The organism is Flavobacteriaceae bacterium, from assembly GCA_014075215.1.
Classification (GTDB): domain Bacteria; phylum Bacteroidota; class Bacteroidia; order Flavobacteriales; family Flavobacteriaceae; genus Polaribacter.
On the sequence record CP046177.1, the window covers coordinates 3,961,846 to 3,981,876 of the forward strand.

Below are 20,031 nucleotides of genomic sequence, written 5' to 3' on the forward strand. Positions count from 1 at the left end.
CACTATTTTCTTATGATATATTGGTTTTATGTAATGATATACACCATTACGTGGACTTGCTACATTTAGAGTGACAAAGAGTTAAGCTAATTTTATCTAAAATAACTTAACCATATGAAACGAAGAAAATACAGTAAAGAGTTTAAAATTAAAGCAGTAGAATTAAGCAATGTACGAGGTAACACAAAGCAGATTGCCATGGAATTGGGAATCAGTGCAGATCTTATTTACAGATGGCGTAGAGAATTAGAACAGCGTCCTGATTTAGCTTTTAGCGGTAATGGCGTCAAACAACTCACAGAAGATCAGAAAGAGTTAGAGCGATTACGTAAACAGCTCAAGGATGTTACCATGGAGCGGGATATCTTAAAAAAGGCCGTGAGCATCTTCTCCAAGAGCGATCGGAAGTATTGAAATTTATCAAAGATTACAGTAGAGAATATCCGGTTGGGAAGATGTGTAAAATTTTTAAAATTAGTAGAAACAGTTATTACAGGAGTAAGAATTATGTTCCATCAGATAGAGATGGAAAAAATCGTATGCTACTCTCTGAGATTCACCGTATCTGTGAGCGAAGTAAATCTACTTATGGAAGTCCTAGAATTACAGAGGAACTCAAAGCTAAAGGGTTTAAAGTATCTAGGCCTAGGGTAGCACGATTGATGAAAAAACACGGGATTAAAGCAGTTCGTAAAAAGAAATTTGTTGTCACGACAGATTCTAAGCATCAATATCCAGTAGCTGATAATGTATTGGATAGAGATTTTAAAGCTACCGCTGCTGCACAGAAATGGGTTTCTGATATTACCTATTTAAAGACTGCACAAGGATGGCTGTACTTAACGGTAATTATTGACCTGTTTGATCGTAAAGTCATTGGTTGGTCTTTGAGCAATGGACTCAAAGCAAGACAAACTATCATTGCTGCATGGAGAATGGCTGTAAACAACAGAATGCCTTGTGAAGGTATGATTTTTCATTCTGATCGAGGTGTACAATACGCATCTCATGCGTTTGTTAATATCCTTAAAAGTTATCATGTAACACCCAGTATGAGTAGAAAAGGAAACTGTTGGGATAATGCAGTAGCTGAATCTTTTTTTAAAACAATCAAAACAGAACTAATGATAGACAATAAGTTTATATCCAACAAAAGTCTTCAAATTAAAGTCTTTGAATACATAGAAACTTGGTACAACAGATACAGAAGACATTCTGCTCTTGGTTACAAAAATATCATCGAATTTGAAAAATTATATCAAATCAAAAATGTAGCTTAACTTTTTGTACCATTTTTTGTTGCATATCCAACGTCTATAATCTTAAATCTGTTTTGGTTATTTGTAGTTTACCAAATTATAAGACTCAAAAATTACCACTAACAAATTGTATTTTTTTTAAACATGTGTCAACAAAAATTAAAAAGACTTAAAGATTTGTTAACTTTTTTGTGTTTTTTTTTGTTAAAAAATTGGAGTTTTAATATTTATTTAAGACTTTTGACATTAATTAATTCAAACAATTATACAATGAAGACAAAGTTTAATGGGATTTTAACGCTATTATTAGCGTTTGTAGTGCAGGTTTCTTTTGCGCAACAAAAGACAATTTCGGGCACTATTACCGATGATTCGGGAGGTTTGCCCGGAGTTAGTGTTATTATAAAAGGAACTACTATCGGAACTGAGACAGATTTTGACGGGAAGTATACTATCAAAACTAACATTGGCGATGTTTTGGTCTTCGCCTATTTAGGCTACCAAACAGTAGAAAGAACTGTTGGAACTGCTAACACTATTAATGTAAGAATGGTTGAAGGAGGTGAAGTACTTGACGAGGTGGTGGTGATTGGTTATGGTACTACGACAAAGAAAGCGTATGCGGGTACGGCATCTGTGGTGAAAGCCGAGAACCTCGAAGCAAAATCGTTTTCAAACGTAACGCAGGCACTGGCAGGTGAAGTTGCCGGAGTTACCGTGATCAATACTTCCGGACAGCCCGGTACGATCGGTACCATTCGAATAAGAGGATATGGGTCTCCGTTAGGAAGCCGTACTCCTTTATACGTTGTAGACGGTGTTCAGTTTTCGGGAAACTTCGACCTGAATTCAATCAATCCTGCGGATATTAAAAGTACCACCGTTCTTAAAGATGCAACGGCCACTGCTATTTACGGTTCCAGAGGGGCAAACGGAGTGGTGTTAATTACCACTAAATCCGGATCTTCCAGTGAGATAGGTTCTATAGAAGTGGATGTAAAAACGGGGGTAAATTCTCAATTAATTCCCAGATATGATGTGCTGACTTCACCGGAAGAATATGTAGGGCTTGTATGGGAAGGCCTATTCAACAGAGGAAGGGTAACCGGGGATCCTAATCCTGTTGCATTTGCTAACGGCAGGTTATTGACAGATAACGGTATTGGTGCCGGCTATAATATGTGGAATGTTCCCGACGCTGCTGCCCTGATAGATCCGGCAACGCGTACCGTAAGACCCGGTACGGCAAGGTTATTTAATCCCGAAAGGTATGCGGATTTATCATTTAGTACCGGTATCAGGACTGAGGCCAATCTTCGTGCAAGCGGAGGTTCTGCAAAATCAAAATACTTTGTATCCATAGGGTACCTGGAAGATGAAGGATACTCCATAAACTCAAATTTTAAAAGATATTCCACAAGGCTTAATCTATCTTCCGATTTAAAAGAATGGATAAAAGTCAGAGCAGGTTTAGGGTACGCATTTTCCGAAAGTACAAATAACGGACAGATTATCGGCTCGGAAAACATATTTGAATTTGCTGATAAAATGGCTCCTATTTATCCTGTATTTGCAAGATTTCCAAATACCGGGGATTTAATTCCGGATCCTGTTTTTGGAGGATCGCAATATGATTATGGTTCGCTGACCGGTGATCTAAATGGTGACGGTATTATTGATGCTGCGGCCGGTGAATTCACAAGAAACCGTCCAAATGCAAATTTATTGAACCCTATCGGTTCGGCAGTTTTAGATTTTGATGGTAGAGACATACATGCCTTTAATGGTAATTTATCAGCAGATGTCAAAATAACCGATGATCTTACCTTTGAAACGAGATTTGGCGGCCAATTCTCCTACTTTAAGAGAAATAATGTTTCAAACCATTTATACGGGACTGCGAGATCAAATACCATAAATGGTACTATTGCAGCTACCACACAAATCAGATGGTCTCAAACTTTTTTACAATTATTACGTTACAAGAAAACGTTTGGAGACCATAATATAGACGCACTAGTTGCTCACGAGACGTATGAAGAACTTTTTCAACAGAATGTACAATCTAAGCGTAATGTAATTGTGTCGGGGTTATACAATTTGAGTAACTATCTGGAAGAAGCAACTCCTTCTACCGGATTTGATGATGGCTCCGGTATTGAGTCTTATTTTTCCCAGGTAAATTATAACTATGCCGGTAAATATTATCTTACAGGCTCGTTAAGAACTGACGGTTCTTCGCGATTTGTAGATGACCCGTGGGGTGTTTTCGGGTCCATAGGTGGTGCCTGGGTACTTACCGAAGAAAACTTTATGGAAAACAGTTTTGTTTCCTATTTGAAAGCAAAAGCTTCCTGGGGGGTTACCGGTGATCAGCAAGGAGTACCAACATCTTTAGGTTTCAATACATTTAATGCTGATTTTGTTGGAGGTGCATTAGCACTTTCTGAAAACCTTCCTTCAGATTCTGGCCTAACGTGGGAGACTTCGAGAATGTTTCAAGCAGGAATTGAGCTTAGTTTAGGAAACTATCTAGATGCTAACTTTGATTTCTACAGAAAAGTTACGGATAACTTATTTTTTAATCAAAGAGTAGGGCCTTCCGCAGGTTTCTCATCAATAAGAGTAAACGATGGAGAGGTGTTGAATTCGGCTTTAGAATTTGACGTAACCGGTCATATCATAAATAAAGAAGATTTTAAATTAGATCTGTCTGTAAACGGGGAGTTTTTAAATAACGAAATGTTAGTGATGCCATTGGATCCCAGTACAGGTACACCAAGAATTATCGATGAAAATTCCAGTTTAGACGGATCCTATGCATTTTCAGTAGGTCGTTCTATTTTTGATTTCTACATGAGAGAGTGGGCCGGTGTTGATCCTGCTGACGGATCTCCGCTGTGGTATCAGTATTACGACGACAGAAATAACAATGGTGTGTTGGATGCCGGAGAGGGAGACTTCTCTACACTTGAAAATGGTAATGCAAGTGCAACAAGTTCTCTGTTTGAATATCAGCAAACAGCAACCAATGCTAATATCCGGAGAGTTGTGACCAGAACGTATGCGAATGCTACTCAGGTATACCTAAATAAATCATTTATTCCCACAGTAAGAGGTGCTTTCAGACTTTCAGGTACATGGAAAGGTTTTGATTTCTCTACGCAGTTTACCTATAGTTTGGGAGGGTATGCTTACGACGGACAATATGCTGAATTGATGAGCGACAGGTTTGGAGCTGCCGGTAATAATTTCCACACTGACATTAGAAGCAGGTGGCAAAATCCCGGAGACATTACAGATGTTCCGTTATTATCCGATAACGCCATTGTGAATTCCACTTCACTGTCTTCCCGATTTATCACCAGCACGGATTTTATAGCGCTTAACAATGCCAGAATTGGCTATACGGTACCCGGTACTTTTACTGCTAAGTCAGGCATTGATGCAATTAACTTATGGGTTTCCGGAGATAATCTTTTCATAGAGACTGCAAGAAACGGGTTTAACCCATCCGTTACGGAAATAGGAAGCTCAGCAAGAAGAATATATGCACCTGCAACAACGATCACATTAGGTGTAAGAGTAAAATTTTAATCTAAAAAAATATCAATCATGAAAAAAATCTTAAAATTAACCTTAATTGCTACTATTCTAAGTACTAGTTTAGGCTGTAACGACGATCTGTTGGATAATAGCGGTGTCTCAGGAGTAAGCCAGCCTACAGAATTCCTTACCTCTGCACAACTTGAGCAGGGGGCATTGACAAATCTCGGAATTCCCGTTGCTTTTGTTAACGGTATATATGCACAGATGATCCAAACCGGTACCGGTGGTACCACCGGACATGATGATTTTGGGCATAAATCATACGATGTATTTAGCGATATGCTCTGCGGAGATATGGCTTTAAGTGCAAGTGTTTTTGGCTGGTACAGAGCCAGTATCACAGAATTTCAGGCTCCGCAAGACTTTACTTTTGGAGATAACAGGCAAGTTTGGCGACACTATTACAGATTGATTAGGTCTGCTAATAACGTGATTCAAACCTTAGGAGGTAATGATGCTACTCCGATGACTACCGACAACCAATATGCCATGGGGCAGGCCAAAGCCATGAGAGCTCATTCGTATTTTTATTTAACACAATTCTATCAAAAGGAATACAATGCTTCCGAGCCCATACTTCCGTTGTATACTGAGCCTATAGGAACTAACCTGGCAAAATCAACTGCTGCTGAGGTATATGATTTAATGGAAAGAGACTTAAGAGACGCTATTTCTCTGTTAAACGGTTTTACCAGAGCAGCAAAAAATCAGGTGAATCAGGATGTAGCCAGGATGTTGTTAGCCTATGTATTGGGTGCTAAGGGAGGAAGTGACGCAGAAGTGGCTTCTCTGACTCAGCAAGTAATCAGCAGCGGTGGTTACAGCATTTTAGCCCAAAACGAATTGGTTGCTGCTGCCGGAGGTGTCAATGGTTTTGACGATGTAAATTCGTCAAGTTGGATGTGGGGTATTGACATTACAGCCAACAATGGCTTAGGGCTAATATCCTGGTGGGGGCAAATAGATGCCTGGTCGTACAGTTATGCCTGGGCAGGAGATTATAAAGTAATGGATCAGAACCTATTTAATGCCATGCCGGCTAATGATTACAGAAGACCTCAATTTTTTAATAACCCTGCGCATAGCAGGCATCTACAGCCTCTGTTCAAGTTTAGAGCCTCTGATGGAATCGGTGCCGGGCCTCAGGTTGGTATTACTGTAGATTATGTATACATGCGTGTAGAAGAGGCTTATTTGTTAAATGCCGAAGCAAATGCAAGAAATGGCAATGAAGCTGCCGCAAGAACCAATCTCCAAGCACTTATGACTAACAGAGTTCCGGATGTAAGTTATATCAATAGTTTAAGTGGTCAAGCTTTATTAAATGAAATTTATTTACAAACTCGTATCGAATTATGGGGTGAAGGTAAAAGTTACTTCGCCATGAAGCGTAATAAGGCTACTACTATGCGAGGATCTAATCACTTATCTTTTGTAGGAGAAGCTATCCCATATAATGATGAGAGAATGCAGTTTGAAATTCCGTTAGATGAAATTCAAAACAACCCTTTCCTTAGTGATCAAAATCAATAAGTAATCAATCTTTAATAATCAGCAAGTGATGAATACTTGCTGATTAATTAATATAAAATTTAAATTAAGATGAAAAAAATCACATTAGTATTACTTGCATTCGTTACGCTACTTTCTTTAAATAGCTGTAAAGATAATGTAACACCTACAGGGGTTAATTATGTCTCATTCGAATCATCGACCTTTGCCTTTGGTGTAGATATAGGGTCAATGAATACAAGGAATATTACTATTTATGCAGCAAATAAAGTAGGTATTGACAGGACCGTAAATGTAAATGTTGTGACTTCCGGTACAACAGCGGATGCCGCTTCATATACGGTTCCTACTACTGTTACCATTCCTGCCAACTCTAATGTTGGAACTCTGAGCGTTACTGTTTCTGATATCAACATAGGTGCCGGAAAAACGATTGAGTTAGCTTTTGGAGAACAAACCGGATTATTTACAGGTGGAAATATCACTTTAAGTGTCAACCAAGTATGTCCTACAAATGAAGTAACGTTAAGGTTAACTTTCGATAACTGGCCTGAAGAAGCCGGTTATAGATTAACCGATAGTTCCGGAGCAACCGTTGAGTCTATGTCAGCCGGAGCTTTTTCATCTGCTCCTGACGGATCAGACTGGAGTAGAGTTCTATGTTTAGCTGACGGTACTTATACATTTACCATTACAGATAGCTACGGAGACGGAGGTACTGCTGTACAAATTACGACCGGAAGCGGTGTACATAGTATAGCTGGTAATTCATATACTTCTAACTCATCCGTAACGTTTACACTTCCGTAAGTTAGTAGAAAGTATTACATTATATAAAAAATAGATTGTCTTTAGGCAATCTATTTTTTATATAATGAACTCGTTTAAAGTTAAAAAGTCTTGAGTTAAAAGTTTGCTCAACTCTTAGAATACACTACAAAACAGCATTCTTTTTTTGAGATAAATAAAAGTTAAAATGGCATCGAACAATCAAACCGACATATTTGGGCTTAGAGCTATTATAGAAGCTATTAAAAATGGTAATGCTATTAACAAAATATATCTTCAAAAAGGATTAAGAGGAGATTTGTTTTTTGAATTAAAGAGATTAATTAATGCTCATGGAATAACTGTTAGTTTGGTTCCTGTAGAAAAACTAAATAAGTTATCCAAAAATAAAAACCATCAAGGTGCTGTAGCTCAAATTTCTCCGATAGCATTTGTCGATTTGGAACATTTAATAACACATATAAAAAATGATCATCAATTGCCTTTATTTTTAGTATTGGATCAGATATCCGATGTTAGAAATTTTGGTGCTATCATTAGAACTGCCGAGTGTACGGGAGTAAATGGTATTATCATTCAACAACATGGCAGTGCGCCGGTAAATGCGGAAACTGTTAAAACATCAGCCGGAGCAGTATTTAAAGTTTCCATTTGCAGAGTTAATCATATTAAAGATGCTTTATTTATCCTTCAAGCCGAAGGTATCAAAACCATCGCAGCAGCAGAAAAAGCCAAAGATTCCATATATAGTGTTAACCTTAATCAACCGATAGCTATTGTAATGGGTTCGGAATATAAAGGAGTAAACCCTTCCATATTAAAAATAGCAGACTATAAAGCTAAATTGCCTCTAATGGGCTCCATAGCTTCTTTAAATGTTTCCGTTGCTTGTGGTGTACTGTTATATGAAACGTTGAGACAGAGAATAAGTTAATTAATCAGGTTACTCTTCTTCTTCCGTATTTCCTATAAAATTGCCATTCTTATCAAAAAGTAAATCAAATTCGGTTTCTGAAAATTGAAACTTCTCTTTTACCGTACCCACTTTTTTGTAGGCCAAAGACAGAAGAATACCCATTACAAATCCTGAAAGATGACCTTCCCAGGACATTCCTTCTTTTATGGGTAAGATATACCAAATCATACTTCCATATAAAAAAATGACTATCAATGAAATTGCTATCAACCTGTAATGCTTTCTAATGATCCCACTAAAAAAAATAAAACTAAATAACAAGTATATGATACCACTTGCTCCAATATGATATGCTTCTCTGGCTATGATCCATGTAAGAAACCCTGTCAGCAAACCTCCTATACACAATACTCTATATGCAATTTCTCTGTAAAATGAGAATAACGCAGCCAAAAGAACTGCAATGGGAATAGAATTATTAAATAAATGTGAGGTATCACTGTGTATGAAATGGGTAAAAATAATACCTTTTAAACCACTAATAGTTCTCGGGAAAATCCCAAATTTATTGAAATTCAAATCAAAAGTAATTTCAACCCAATACACTAACCATATCAAAACAACAAATAAAACAGGAATTCTAAAAATGGTCCAATTCATTTTATGGTATTTTGTTTTGTTGACTTTAACCCAAAAACTCCTCCATTTTTAATTTTCTGAATTTCTGTCATAGATCTTTAGTATTTTTACCTAATGAATGAACCTTTGGCAGAAAGAATCAGGCCTAAATGCCTAGACGATTATATTAGTCAGCAACACTTGGTTGGTGAAAATGGTATTTTGACCAACCATATCAAAAAAGGTGTGGTTCCTTCCTTAATTCTTTGGGGGCCGCCCGGTACGGGAAAGACTACTTTGGCAAACATTATTGCAGCTGAGTCCGAAAGACCTTTTTACACATTAAGTGCTATTAGTTCCGGTGTTAAAGATGTGAGGGAAGTTATTGAGAGCGCAAAAAAAAATTCAGGACTGTTTACAACAAAAAACCCCATTCTTTTTATTGACGAAATTCACAGGTTTAGCAAATCACAACAAGACTCTTTATTAGGTGCCGTAGAAAAAGGTTGGATTACATTGATCGGGGCTACGACAGAAAACCCAAGTTTTGAAGTCATTTCCGCATTACTTTCCCGCTGTCAGGTATATATTTTGAATCCTTTTGGTGAGGATGATCTGATGGCTCTTTTAAAAAGAGCTATGCAGAAAGACAGCATGATCTCTAAAAGAAATATCCTCTTAAAAGAAACAGAAGCATTGACCAAAGTTTCCGGCGGCGATGCAAGAAAATTATTGAATATTTTTGAGCTTCTCGTAAATTCCGTAGTAGATCCGGTTACCATTACAAATCATTTTGTATTGGAAAATGTACAGAAAAATTCAGCCAGATATGATAAAGTCGGAGATCAACATTATGATATCATTTCTGCATTTATAAAATCTATCCGTGGCAGCGATCCGAATGCAGCAGTCTACTGGTTAGCCCGAATGATTGAAGGGGGTGAAGATTTAAAATTCATTGCCAGAAGAATGCTTATTTCAGCTTCCGAAGATATTGGCAATGCAAACCCTACCGCATTTATTTTAGCAAATAATACCTTTCAAGCTGTATCGGTTATCGGTTATCCGGAGGCCAGAATTATATTAAGCCAATGTGCAGTATATTTAGCCTGTTCTCCTAAGAGCAATGCTTCTTACCTATCTATTAAAAAAGCGCAAAGAATGGTTCGGGAAACAGGTGATTTACCGGTTCCTCTACATTTAAAAAATGCTCCTACAAAATTGATGAAAGATCTGGAATATGGTAAGGATTACATGTATGCTCATGATTTTGAAAATAACTTTACAACTCAGGAATATTTGCCTGAAGAAATTTCAAATACGACACTTTACGAGCCCGGCAATAATTCCAGAGAAAGAAATTTTAGAGATTATTTGAAAAAATTGTGGAAACATAAATATAATTACTAAAACTCTTTGCCAAATCAATTCTGTAAGGATTTCTACTAGGGCATGTTAGCACGCCCTAATTAAAAACCACATTTATTCCTAATGCTACTGATACTGACTTTATAGCAGCTATATCTGTTAAACCGAAAATATTATCCACTGCTCCAAAAATATTGACATTTAAAAATTCACCGCTAATGGCAAGTCCAATATTTTTATTTGAAAAATCATTTACGGTATAAGTAACTTTTGTGTGAAATTTTTCTGTTAGGGATGTTTCAAAAAAACCGGTCAGTGCAAATTGTGATTTTACAGGCCTGAAAACAGAGTGTAATTGTACTCCGATAGCATTATAACGATGCTCTTTTTTTGTTTCTGCGTAACATACTACGGACCTCCGCTGCCCAAAACTATATTTCAAAGCAGCATTTATTTTTGCAGGCCTCCAGGAAACATAAGAATTTTCGTTTTTTCCGTTCGGAACCCGATTATTAAAAGCAGTATCCAAATCACTCCAATAATCCGTATTGTTACCATCGTATTGAAAGTTTATTCCGTCAAAAACAAAGTCTCCTTTTGCTGTAAAATTATATGTTCTTTTTGAATGATTTATAAAGCCAATGTCTAAGATACTTCCGGAAAATTCCAGTTGCGGATTGATATGATAGGTAAAGCCAATATCAAATCCCAAGCCCAGGTTTCCCCCTAAAAAAGTATTTGTATATAGATTTGTTGGGTTATTTATGATTTCATCATTCTCAAAAATGCCGGAAGATTTAATGTTGACATCAATATTGTTAAGATACTGTCTAAGGAGATTCGTATTGTCTGTAGTGGTCGTAAAAGTTCCCGAATTATTTGTTGTCTCCGCATTGAAAGCGGAAGAGTATATTTTTACTCTTGCTCCTATATTGAGTTTATCATTTACTTTTCTCGATATTCCTGCATGTAATACTCCTGAAAAATCTCCTTTAAAAGCCCAGTTGAGAGAGTGAAAAAGGCCTATTTAAGAAAGGGGCGTTCCCCTGATCGATGAGAATGGCAATATCTTTTGGAAAGTAAAAAATAAAATCCAACTCCTGATAAAATCCAAAACTGATATATGTTTGATCATCATATCTATATCCTCCATTCAAAACATCAATCTTTGTATGAAGGTCTATATAATCATTTTTACTCAGTTTGTTTATAACATTATCTACTTTAGTATTAAAATCTATTCCATTATTCAAAAACAAATCTCCCAAAACCAGATTTGTTGAATTCACATTAAACGAAAAACCCGAAAGAAAAGGGACTCCTATATGGTATTTATAATTGATTTCTGCCCCCCGGGTTTAACAGCAGTGTTTGAGGAGTATCAGCAAAACCATATATCAATTCCTGTTGCGATATGCCTTTATTGAAGGAAAATAAAAGTACTATAAAAACGATTCTTCTAATCATCTCCTACGTTCTTATATAATAGATGCCTGTTGATTTAAAACTTACATTCTGAATTATATCAGGGTCTAACATTGTTGTACCGGCAGACATTTGTATTGTAACCCGAATCTTTCTTGTGCTTAAAAAATTCTGATTGTTTGCGATGACAATCGGAGCAATTACAGGAACCGTAAGTTGGTTGGAAGGTGCCGTAAAATTAATTGCGCTGTAAAGCACATTATTATTTCCATCGAGAAAATCCATAGCAAATGTAAAGTTTCTGTTAAACTGATTATTTACTTCAATTGTTATTGCTACTCTTTCCGTATTGTCTCTGATAAAAGAGTTTTCAAAAACCGTAATATTAGTAATTTCAGTCAGGGTGAGAATATCCGTATTGGTTGCCGTGTCAATAAAGTGATTTTGATTTAAATCAAAAAAAATAATTGGTGAATTATATACCGGCGTTGCGGAATAATCGACCTGGTTGAAATCCAAGTTATTCACACAGGAATTAAATACAAAACCCAAGAAAAGTAAAAACGAGTAATTCTTTAATAGATTTGTTTTCATACTTTTTATATTATTATAAATTGATTACCCACTTTTATACCAGTATTGATGAGTGACAGCTACTACCAGTCTATCAAATAGTCTTTCAGCGAAATAGCGTCTGTTGAGTTTATAGCAGAACTCGTCAAGATAATTCTGCAAATATTTTCCTTTAATTTTATGGTAAATACCTAACAGAGTGCGTTTTGCATTACTTATGGCTATATGCACCGATTTTAGTGTGGTAATAGTGGTATAACGTGTATGGTTGAGCTGACGTTGTAATTCGGCAGCAGAAATACCTTTTTTACTAAAAGTCATAAATGCCATAGCGAGATACCAAGTACGAATAGGTAAATTGGAGTTCTCCATCATAGTACCGCTGCGTAGAGTAGTTCTAAAACCACAATAAGAACATTGCCACATCCATTTAGACTTTAACCAATAGTGCTTTTTTGATTGACATTTTTTGCAAATGACTCCTTCTTTTGAACGAGCCAACTTCATATGTGATTTACAGGAAAACTCATCTGGAAATTGTTCAATAAAATGTAGTAAATTCATAATTCTAAACTTTATATTAAGATACGAATTTTTAAATTAGTGGCATAATTAAGTGTAATCAATTATTATAACGTTTATTTCTCAAAAAAACACAGTTGAAAAGTTAAAAAGTGTAAAAAGCAACTTTATTTAGGCATTGGCTAATTTTTAACTTGGAATTTTCCAACTTTAAACTTGTATTAAAGGTATCTCTCTATTTCATTTAACGAGTTTACCGAAATTAAATTATCTCTAGTAATTTTTTCTTCTTCAAAATTACAATGTATCACGGAAAAATTGCAGTTTAACGCTCCTTGTATATCGGCCTCTAAACTATCTCCTATCATAATAGAATTACCTGCTTTTGCATTTGCCTTTTTTAATGCATGTGCAAATATTTTTGGATTGGGTTTTTTAACTCCGGCAGATTCGGAAGTGATGATTTGGCCAAAATAAGATAAAATTCCGGATTTTTCCATTTTAAGTGTTTGCACTTCTTCAAAGCCATTTGTTATGATATGCAATTCATATTTCTTTTTTAGATATTCTAATAATTCAATCGTCCCTTCAAACAAATGATTGAATCCGGGTAAAAACTCTATATACTTTTCAGATAATGTCTCTATGAATTCATCGGAAATAGTATAACGCAGCGTTTTAAAAGTTTCATACAATCTACTATATCTTAATTTTTCTTTGGAAATTTTTTCTTCTCTATACAATTTCCAATAATGAAAGTTAATCGGTTTATATACTTCTAAAAAAGAATCAACACTTATATTTATGGCATAATCATTTAAAACTTTTTTGAAAGTTAAAGCCGAGTTTTTTTCAAAATCCCATAAAGTATGATCCAAGTCAAAGAATACATGCCGTATATGTTTCATTTCAGTTATATTTCTTCTGTAAAAAACTAAATTTTGATTAGGGCGTGTTAACACTAAGCCAAAAATTGTCTTTTTTCCTCTTTTTCTGCCTTTTTTCGTTAGTTTTTTTAAACGTAGCTCGGCTATGTTCTGCAAAAACTGCCTCAAAATCCAAAAAAATAGCTAAAAAATCCATGATTCCCGTTTAGTGTTAACACGCCCTAAAAAATACAAAATTTAGTTTCACTTCAGTAACCACTTCGTTAGTCCATAAATTTTTTTATTTGTTTTTTGTGAATTTTCAAATAAAAAAATTCATGTACTTTTGATAAATAAATTTTGGTCTCAAAAATACATAAAAAGCTTTCATCAAATTTTCTTAAAAACATATTCATCATGTTTAGAGGAACTGCCATCGGACAGATTATTGCAGTCCTTGGTTCTTTATATTTGGCTAAACTGTACGGTACTGATGCTTATGGGGTGTTTGGGGTGTTTGTAAGTATCATTAGTATTTTTTCAATTATCAGTACACTTCAACTGGAAAAAAATATTGTTATCGCCAAAAATCTTCTCAGTGCTAAAAACTGGTATCATTTTTTGGGTATTGTAGTTCTTTTGGTTTCTGTTCTGTTAGTAGCCGGTATCTATTTTCTTTCGGAACAGCACATTTTAAAAAATATAACTCCACATCTTATTATATGTGTTTTCTTAGGAGGTATACTCTTCTCATTTTTTACTGTGAATGAAAGCTTTTTTATATTTAAAAAGAAATTTAAACTTTTGTCAAACAGTAAAATTTTACTTACACTTATAAATGTTAGTTTTCAAATTATTCTCTATTCAAGATACGAAATATACGGTCTGATCTATGGCTATATTATTTCTCAATTTCTAATTGTTATTTTCTTTTATTTCCAAAACTTAAAATTTCCGGCACACATATATTTTCACTCTATAAAAAATGAATTAAAAAGCAATCCTACCATTATAAAGTACTTGTTACCGGGCAATACTATTAATGCTTTTGCCATACATTTAATGCCTGTTTTAATAGTAACTTTTTTTGATAAAGCCCAAGCTGGAGTTTATTTTTTTACGATGAAATTACTGACAGCTCCGCTATTTTTGATTTCTTCATCCGTATCACAGGTATATTTTCAAAAAATCTCCGAATTATATCTGTCAAAGAGATCTGAAATCCTGAAAATCACAAAAAAATTAGTACGCGGAAATTTATTGTTGATGTTTTTTATTCTATTATTGATAAATACTTTAGGTATATATCTTTTAGAGTTGTATTTACATAGGGATTGGCAACATATTAGCATGTTTACTTTAGGATTGTCTTTTTTAATTTTTGCCAGAACCTCTTTTAATCCCGTCAGTAGTTTAATTGTTGTTTTAAATAAAAATCACATAAGTTTACTATTCAATAGCTATTTACTTTCAGTAAACCTAATTGCAGTCTATGTCGGACACCTACAAAATACGATTACTGTTACCATCGTTATTTTATCTGTTTTCGGAGGAATCGGATATTTCCTTTTACTACTATATTTTTTGAATGTCCTAAAAAAATTAAAAAATGTTTAATGCTTTAGATTTTCTACTATTCGGCTGGGTTATCAATTTATTTTATCCTGAATATTACAGGTCGAAATATGGTTATCAGCGTTATTATATCTTATTTTTTCATTATCTAATTCCACAAAAATTATTTCGATTAAATCCGGAAGTAAAATGGCCCGTCCATTATACATCCAAAGTAATTGCTCCTCAAAATATTACCAAAGGCATTTTATGTGATCCCGGTGATAACCTAAACAATTACATGCAGGCTACTAATGGCATTCATTTTGGGAGCAATATAGAATTTGGCCCCGGGGTTTCAATTATTTCCGCGAATCATAATGCAGAGAATTTTAGAAGTCATATTAAAGGAAAACCCATTCGGATAGGGAATAATGTCTGGATAGGGGCAAATGCTACCATTCTGCCGGAAGTTACCATTGGCGACAATGTGGTTATCGGGGCAAACTCGGTAGTTACAAAAGACGTTCCTTTAAATACTATTGCTGTGGGAAATCCGTGTAAGGTAGTTAAAGAAAAAGGAACTTATACGGAAGATTTAACGGTCATTGTTTTTAACAGAAAATTACCTGAAAAATATCGAGAATTTTTAGAAGCCTCAAAATCAATAAGTTGAAAATTTTCTTTGAGTGTTGATTTTTTTTACCAAGACACCATATTTTTCTTCTTTTGCATTAAAACTCCTGTAAAATGAAGCTATTCCACGAATTTCCGACCCTTCAAAATCTAATATATAATCCGTATTTGCATACTTTTTAATAACTGTATTTAGTAAAAAGCCGGCAACCTGATTTTGTTTTCCTTCGGGAGATACTGCGGAGAACAAATATATAATTCTGAAATTATCAATCAGAAAAACTGCGCCTCCAATTAAAACTCGGTGCTCATTTCTTACTCCTATCAGCAGGGCTTTTTGTTTTTTTATTAAAACCTCTGTGAGTTTTATAAACTGATCATAATTCCCGGATTTAAAATCTTTATAATGATAATACTTTCTGGCTATCAAAACCAATTCGTCGATAGAAAAGCTACTTATCAATAATTCGCTTCTTAACGCTTGTTTTATAGCGTGTTTCCTTCCTTTGGAAAAAGCTCTAAAGAGATCTTCATAAGTGGCATTTAACCTCAATACATAATTCGTTCTATTCTTTTGTACGAATCTTTTCGAAACCTTGTTTTGAGAGTTCAGTTGTAAATTGATTTTTATAAACCTTTTGGGAATTGCAGAAATAAACGTTTCCGTTATACCTTCTTCTTCTCGTAATGTAAAAATCCCTAACTGCTGGCAGAAAAAAGGTTGAGAAATATAATTAATACATAATTTTTTCTTATGGGGGATTGGCATAACCACCTCATAATCATTTAATACCAGTACACTCCAGTTGTCGCAAACCATATCCAGATACCAGGAATATGCATATATTCTACTCTGTACAGCATTTGCGATACAATTATTGTATTTATCTTCGTCTAGATCTGCTCTGTTTATAAAAGAAATCACACTAAGAGATTACCATTTTTAACATTGCTTCATAAACTCGCTGCCATCCTTTCCATCTTTTATAGTTGCTTAAACTTTCATTGTGGAATAAGGAAACAAAAGAACCGTTTACAGCTCTTACTTCATGGTTTATAGTTCTTATTTTTCCCAAAGATTGTTTGGGGGTTAACCTTAAATAGTCGTTCAATGTAGTATCCATTAAGGCAAAAGGGTGTATTTTTAACGGGGTTTGTATTTCAAAATCCAAATCATAAAAATAAAAAGGAGTACAAGTACCTGCCCTAAACCCTATATGGTCGGCATACCCCATAGAGTAATCTTCAAAAACCTCTAAATCCAGTAAATTCCGATAGGTTTCCGGTAAGCTGAGCCTTAAAAAGTGTTGTCTGGATTTTGTAACAGGAATATTCGTTATGCCTTCCAGTCTTTCTTTTTCTTTCTTTAACATCTTACTATCCTTCATAGTAAAGTAAGAAGGATGTAATCCTACTTTTGCATAGTCAACAATGTGTTTTATAAGTAATTTAAATTTATTTTTAGATGTAGAAACATTGGTGTCAAAAGTGGTATAATCTCCTACTAAAAAGAAAAAAACAGTAGGTATTTTATAGCGTTCACTTAAAGATAAAATGGTAGTGAATGTATCATTAGGGTCTTTTTTAATAGTGGTTAGCACCGCAAATCTATCCCAACAACTTCGCAATTGAAGCCTTAATACATTTTTGACGAATCCTCCAAAAGTTCTTATAAAGTTCTTATACTTATATGCAAATGCATTGTCTACATCTACAGTAGAGGTGTATTCATACTTTCTTTCGGAAAATACATAATCCGGAAATTTTGCTTTTAGTTTTGTTCTTAATTTAAATGCCCAAATATCAATAACGGGTTTTTCTAAAAAGCCATAAGTAAAAGCGAGGCTCCGTACTGCGGTAAATCGTTCATGAACATCTTTTACATGGGGTAAATACTCCTCGTATCTTGAGATTAAATAAAAACTTGCAGCAAAAATATCAAATGAGACACCGGATTTCATTCCTGCATTAAAAAAGCAGGGAATATCGTCCCATTTTTGAACGTGAATTTCCAAATCATTTACACCTTGCTCAAAAAGCAAATCATGACTTCTGATAAAAAATTCTTTTCCCAAAGGTAGTTTTGTATAACTTAATTTAGGGCCGTTAAACGCTACAAATTCTTCTATTTTAACAGTAAAATCAACCTCAGCAGACAGTATTCTTGTAAAAATATGCTTGCAGATATACCTTAGTCTTGGTGTAATTTTATGAGAATAAATTAATATCAATAAAACTAAATTTAAAGTTTGCCTTCATCAGCAAAACTAAAATACGATTTCCGGGTAATAATTAAGTGATCTAATAATTTTATATCTAATGTTTTTGCTGCTTTAGTTATTTTCTCGGTCAAAACCATATCTGCTTTACTGGGTTTTAATTTCCCTGAAGGATGATTATGACATATTACCATTGCCACACACATGCTTTCTACAGCCTTTTTGAAAAGTATTCTAATATCTACCAAAGTAGCCGTTAATCCTCCTTTACTTATTTGATGTTTGGCTGTAACTATATTTGAATTATTCAAAAGCAGCACCCAAAATTCTTCGTGTTCAAGCCCTCCAATAATGGATTGCATAATGGTAAAAGCACCTTTACTGGTAGTTATTTTAGGCTTGGCATTCAGTTGTTCATAATCCCTTCTCTTTCCTAATTCCAATGCCGTAACAATACTAATTGCTTTTGCTTCTCCTATTCCCTTAAATTGCATTAAAAAACCAACAGATAATTTAGCCAGCCTATTTAAATTATTCCCAACCGAATCCAGTATTCTTTTAGATAAATCTACTGCACTTTCATCTCTGTTTCCGGAACCTATCAATATGGCAATCAATTCGGCATTTGTTAATACTGATTTTCCTTTAGCAATTAATTTTTCTCTGGGGCGGTCGTCCAGAGCCCATTTTTTTATGGTTAACTTTTTCATTATTTTCAATTTTTTTCAAAGATACATTTATCCTCTTAATTTTCGAAATTACTCATTTTTGTTTTAAATCCCAAGTTTATATCTTTGTCGTTATATTGATTCTTTTTTATGAAGATTATAATAGCAGGGGCCGGTGATGTTGGTTTCCATTTAGCTAAATTACTTTCTTATGAATCTCAAGACACGTATGTTATTGATTTTGACGGAGAAAAGTTAAATTATATTAATAATCATTTAGATGTAATTACCCGAAAAGGAGATGCCACTTCCATTCGCCTTTTAAAAGATATTGGAATCCAATCGGCAGATCTGTTATTAGCGGTTACGGAATCTCAAAACACCAATTTCACTATTTCCGTCATCGGAAAATCTCTGGGTGCAAAAAAAACAATTGCAAGGATCAGCAATCCGGAGTTTCTGGAAAACGACCCTATTGATTTTAAAGATTTTGGAGTAGATTTTATGATTTCTCCGGAAGAATTGGCAGCAGAGGAAATAAAAATATTACTCAACCAGTCTTCTTTTAACGATACCGTAACCTTTGAAAATGGGCTTTTTAATGTAATGGGCGTTACATTAGATTACAAATCACCTCTTTTGGACTTGTCCGTTAAAGAAGCCCGAGAAAAATTTCACAATGTAGATTTTCTGACCATAGCCATAAAAAGAGAAGGAAGTACTCAAACCATTATTCCTCGTGGAAATACGGTTTACAAATTAAATGATCAGGTATATTTTTCAATTCCTAATTACAGTCTGGATGCTATCTATCCGATTGTAGGTAAAAAACAAATTCACATAAAAAATGTAATGATTCTCGGAGGAAGCAGTATTGGTTTTAAAACAGCAAGAAATTTATCTAAAGAAAACTACAACGTAAAACTTATTGAAAAAAATAAAGCTAAATCTTTAGCACTGGCTGAAGAACTAAACAATATCCTTCTCATTAAAGGTGACGGAAGAGATATTGAATTGTTAGAAGAAGAAAATATCCGCAAAATGGATGCCTTTATTGCTGTTACCGGAGATTCGGAAACAAATATCATGTCATGCCTGGTAGCAAAATCCAAAGGCGTTAAAAAAACGGTTGCATTGGTAGAGAATATGGATTATATAAATATTTCTCAGACCATCGGCATTAATACGCTTATCAATAAAAAATTAATAGCAGCAAGTAGTATTTTCAGACATATCCGCAAAGGTGAAATTCTGGCCCTGGCTAATTTATGTAATATAGATGCCGAAGTGTTTGAATTTGTAGTACAACCCAATGCTATCATTACTTCAAAACCCATTAAAGATTTAAAATTTCCGAAGGAAGCTGTTTTTGGTGGAATTATCAGAGATGGAAAAGCATTAATTGTCTATGGGGATTTTCTCATCCAGTCGGGAGATAAGGTAATTATATTCTGTTTACCCGAAGCCATAAGTGCTATAGAAGATTTGTTTAACTAA

The 20,031-nt window shown here is 34.6% G+C and carries 18 protein-coding genes; 9 read left to right on the forward strand and 9 right to left on the reverse strand.

The window, feature by feature from the left end; all coding sequences use genetic code 11:
* Positions 1 to 114: 114 nt before the first annotated feature.
* The 5 genes from GKR88_19695 to rlmB all read left to right on the forward strand — a co-directional run bounded on the left by GKR88_19695 (position 115) and on the right by rlmB (position 8,103).
* A protein-coding gene (locus tag GKR88_19695; protein QMU66286.1) for an IS3 family transposase occupies positions 115 to 1,280 on the forward strand; the annotation gives its coding sequence in 2 pieces (ribosomal slippage) (positions 115 to 364 and positions 364 to 1,280; 1,167 coding nt in all).
* A 249-nt stretch (positions 1,281 to 1,529) separates the two neighbouring features.
* Complete coding sequence (locus GKR88_19700) at positions 1,530 to 4,856, forward strand: SusC/RagA family TonB-linked outer membrane protein (protein ID QMU66287.1); 3,327 nt, start codon at positions 1,530 to 1,532, stop codon at positions 4,854 to 4,856.
* Between the two features lie 18 nt (positions 4,857 to 4,874).
* Positions 4,875 to 6,401 (forward strand): RagB/SusD family nutrient uptake outer membrane protein, encoded by a 1,527-nt coding sequence (locus tag GKR88_19705; protein QMU66288.1) that lies wholly within the window; start codon positions 4,875 to 4,877, stop codon positions 6,399 to 6,401.
* A gap of 69 nt (positions 6,402 to 6,470) precedes the next feature.
* Positions 6,471 to 7,190 carry a hypothetical protein gene (locus GKR88_19710; GenBank protein QMU66289.1) on the forward strand — a complete coding sequence of 240 codons (720 nt, stop codon included), beginning with the start codon at positions 6,471 to 6,473 and terminating at the stop codon, positions 7,188 to 7,190.
* A gap of 166 nt (positions 7,191 to 7,356) precedes the next feature.
* Entirely contained in the window at positions 7,357 to 8,103 is a 747-nt protein-coding gene (gene rlmB / locus GKR88_19715; GenBank protein QMU66290.1) for a 23S rRNA (guanosine(2251)-2'-O)-methyltransferase RlmB, read from the forward strand.
* Between the two features lie 9 nt (positions 8,104 to 8,112).
* On the opposite strand, the gene GKR88_19720 is transcribed toward rlmB, so the two are convergent.
* Positions 8,113 to 8,745 carry a rhomboid family intramembrane serine protease gene (locus tag GKR88_19720; GenBank protein QMU66291.1) on the reverse strand — a complete coding sequence of 211 codons (633 nt, stop codon included), beginning with the start codon at positions 8,743 to 8,745 and terminating at the stop codon, positions 8,113 to 8,115.
* A gap of 93 nt (positions 8,746 to 8,838) precedes the next feature.
* On the opposite strand from GKR88_19720, the gene GKR88_19725 reads away from it, so the two are divergent.
* Positions 8,839 to 10,113: an AAA family ATPase gene (locus tag GKR88_19725; protein ID QMU66292.1), complete on the forward strand. Its 1,275-nt coding sequence runs from the start codon at positions 8,839 to 8,841 to the stop codon at positions 10,111 to 10,113.
* A 55-nt stretch (positions 10,114 to 10,168) separates the two neighbouring features.
* On the opposite strand, the gene GKR88_19730 is transcribed toward GKR88_19725, so the two are convergent.
* The 5 genes from GKR88_19730 to GKR88_19750 all read right to left on the reverse strand — a co-directional run bounded on the left by GKR88_19730 (position 10,169) and on the right by GKR88_19750 (position 13,499).
* Positions 10,169 to 10,783 carry a hypothetical protein gene (locus tag GKR88_19730; GenBank protein QMU66293.1) on the reverse strand — a complete coding sequence of 205 codons (615 nt, stop codon included), beginning with the start codon at positions 10,781 to 10,783 and terminating at the stop codon, positions 10,169 to 10,171.
* Between the two features lie 280 nt (positions 10,784 to 11,063).
* Positions 11,064 to 11,360, reverse strand: a complete 297-nt coding sequence (locus GKR88_19735) for a hypothetical protein (GenBank protein QMU66294.1) — start codon at positions 11,358 to 11,360, stop codon at positions 11,064 to 11,066.
* A 181-nt stretch (positions 11,361 to 11,541) separates the two neighbouring features.
* Entirely contained in the window at positions 11,542 to 12,090 is a 549-nt protein-coding gene (locus tag GKR88_19740) for a hypothetical protein (protein QMU66295.1), read from the reverse strand.
* A gap of 24 nt (positions 12,091 to 12,114) precedes the next feature.
* The gene (locus GKR88_19745; GenBank protein ID QMU66296.1) at positions 12,115 to 12,633 is read right to left on the reverse strand and encodes a hypothetical protein; all 519 of its coding nucleotides are present in this window, start codon (positions 12,631 to 12,633) and stop codon (positions 12,115 to 12,117) included.
* A gap of 179 nt (positions 12,634 to 12,812) precedes the next feature.
* Complete coding sequence (locus GKR88_19750) at positions 12,813 to 13,499, reverse strand: noncanonical pyrimidine nucleotidase, YjjG family (protein ID QMU66297.1); 687 nt, start codon at positions 13,497 to 13,499, stop codon at positions 12,813 to 12,815.
* A gap of 375 nt (positions 13,500 to 13,874) precedes the next feature.
* On the opposite strand from GKR88_19750, the gene GKR88_19755 reads away from it, so the two are divergent.
* Complete coding sequence (locus GKR88_19755) at positions 13,875 to 15,074, forward strand: oligosaccharide flippase family protein (GenBank protein QMU66298.1); 1,200 nt, start codon at positions 13,875 to 13,877, stop codon at positions 15,072 to 15,074.
* Entirely contained in the window at positions 15,067 to 15,687 is a 621-nt protein-coding gene (locus GKR88_19760) for an acyltransferase (GenBank protein ID QMU66299.1), read from the forward strand. The genes GKR88_19755 and GKR88_19760 overlap by 8 nt, the downstream gene beginning before the upstream one ends.
* Here the strand turns inward: GKR88_19760 and GKR88_19765 are convergent.
* The 3 genes from GKR88_19765 to radC are packed head-to-tail and all read right to left on the reverse strand — an operon-like array spanning position 15,676 to position 18,576.
* Positions 15,676 to 16,572 carry a hypothetical protein gene (locus tag GKR88_19765; GenBank protein ID QMU66300.1) on the reverse strand — a complete coding sequence of 299 codons (897 nt, stop codon included), beginning with the start codon at positions 16,570 to 16,572 and terminating at the stop codon, positions 15,676 to 15,678. The genes GKR88_19760 and GKR88_19765 overlap by 12 nt on opposite strands.
* Position 16,573: 1 nt before the next feature.
* Positions 16,574 to 17,878 (reverse strand): hypothetical protein, encoded by a 1,305-nt coding sequence (locus tag GKR88_19770; GenBank protein ID QMU66301.1) that lies wholly within the window; start codon positions 17,876 to 17,878, stop codon positions 16,574 to 16,576.
* Between the two features lie 11 nt (positions 17,879 to 17,889).
* Positions 17,890 to 18,576: a DNA repair protein RadC gene (gene radC, locus GKR88_19775; protein QMU66302.1), complete on the reverse strand. Its 687-nt coding sequence runs from the start codon at positions 18,574 to 18,576 to the stop codon at positions 17,890 to 17,892.
* A 108-nt stretch (positions 18,577 to 18,684) separates the two neighbouring features.
* Here radC and trkA point away from each other — a divergent pair, with 108 nt between their 5' ends.
* Positions 18,685 to 20,031, forward strand: a complete 1,347-nt coding sequence (gene trkA / locus GKR88_19780) for a Trk system potassium transporter TrkA (GenBank protein ID QMU66303.1) — start codon at positions 18,685 to 18,687, stop codon at positions 20,029 to 20,031.